This window comes from bacterium endosymbiont of Bathymodiolus sp. 5 South, assembly GCF_900128535.1.
Classification (GTDB): Bacteria; Pseudomonadota; Gammaproteobacteria; order PS1; family Pseudothioglobaceae; genus Thiodubiliella.
Map to the genome: position 1 here is coordinate 1 of NZ_FQTR01000282.1, position 1,564 is coordinate 1,564.

Genomic DNA, 1,564 nt, shown 5'->3' on the forward strand with positions numbered 1-1,564 from the left:
GGCTAACTTCACTGCCACAATGATCGATGATGATACTGCTGGTATCACTCAATCAGTAACATCAGCAACGATAGCCGAGTCTGCTACAGCCACTTATACCGTAGTGCTTGACAGTGAACCTACAAGTGATGTTACCATTAGATTGACCAGTAGTGATACCACAGCTGCCACAGTAACCCCTTTACTCACCTTTACCCGTCGCAACTGGAGCCGTCCACAAATGGTGACGGTTACTGGTGTGAATGACAATGATGCGGTTAGGGAAACTGTTATCATTAGTCATGCTATTTCTGGTGGCGGTTACGATACTGTCAGTATGGCTAGCTTTACTGCCACAATGATCGATGATGATACTGCTGGTATCACTCAATCAGTAACATCAGCAACGATAGCCGAGTCTGCTACAGCCACTTATACCGTAGTGCTTGACAGTGAACCTACAAGTGATGTTACCATTAGATTGACCAGTAGTGATACCACAGCTGCCACAGTAACCCCTGTACTCACTTTTACCCGTCGCAACTGGAGCCGTCCACAAATGGTGACGGTTACTGGTGTGAATGACGGTGATACGGATAACGAAACTGTTGTCATTAGCCATGCTATTTCTGGTGGTGGTTACGATGCTCTCAGTATGACTAACTTCACTGCCACGATGATTGATGATGATATTACTTTTAAGGGGTTGTCTTATACATTGATTACCTCACCTGACACAGGCAGAATTTGGCTTGATAGAAACCTAGGTGCAACCCGAGTGGCAACCTCAAGCACAGACAGCGCTGCTTATGGATATTCATACCAATGGGGTAGAAATGATGACGGGCATGAATCTAGGACTTCAGGCATAACGACAACACGGGCAACTACCATCGCCCCAGCACATAATAATTATATTTTCAATAATATAACATATTATTGGACAAGTGCAGACAGCAATGGCGCACTTAGAGCGGCAGCTTGGGCTGATGGTGGTAGTAACGATATTTGCCCTGTAGGCTTTAGCGTACCAACTGAAGCAGAGTTAGCTGCTGATACCATCAGTGCAACGACTACTACTATTATCAACAAAGATACCGCCTTCTCCAGCTTCCTGAAAATCCCAGTTGCTGGCTACCGAAATACGGATAATGTATTTAACTTTGTTGACGCCCATATATTCCTCTGGACTCGGTCTGCTAGTGGATCTATCAGTCGTTATTTGACCATCAATAGTGGTGTGAATTTCTACAACTCTTATCGTGCTTATGCCATGAGTGTTCGTTGCATTAAGAGTTAATTTGTGTAATGTTCCAATCAACTTAGACACATTTCAAGCCACTTTTTTCAATTCAGCTATCTTTTGAGCAGGTGTCATATACCCAATGGCTAAATGAATCCTTTTGTAAGAGACCTTTGCACAAATAGTCAACCCTTAAAAAATACACAACAAATTGATTTATAACAATAAAAATAAAAATAACCATAGACAAATCAACCAGATTCTGCTAAAATACCTCTTATTTCTTGGTCGTTTTGCTTAAAAAAAATGTTAACTAAATCCAGCCCAATATCCACCCAATCA

General features: G+C 42.2%; 1 pseudogene. It reads left to right on the forward strand.

The annotated features are described in order from the left end of the window. Window positions 1–1,279, forward strand: a pseudogene (locus tag BBROOKSOX_RS10835) (fibrobacter succinogenes major paralogous domain-containing protein); the annotation flags it as partial. Between the last annotated feature and the right edge of the window lie 285 nt (window positions 1,280–1,564).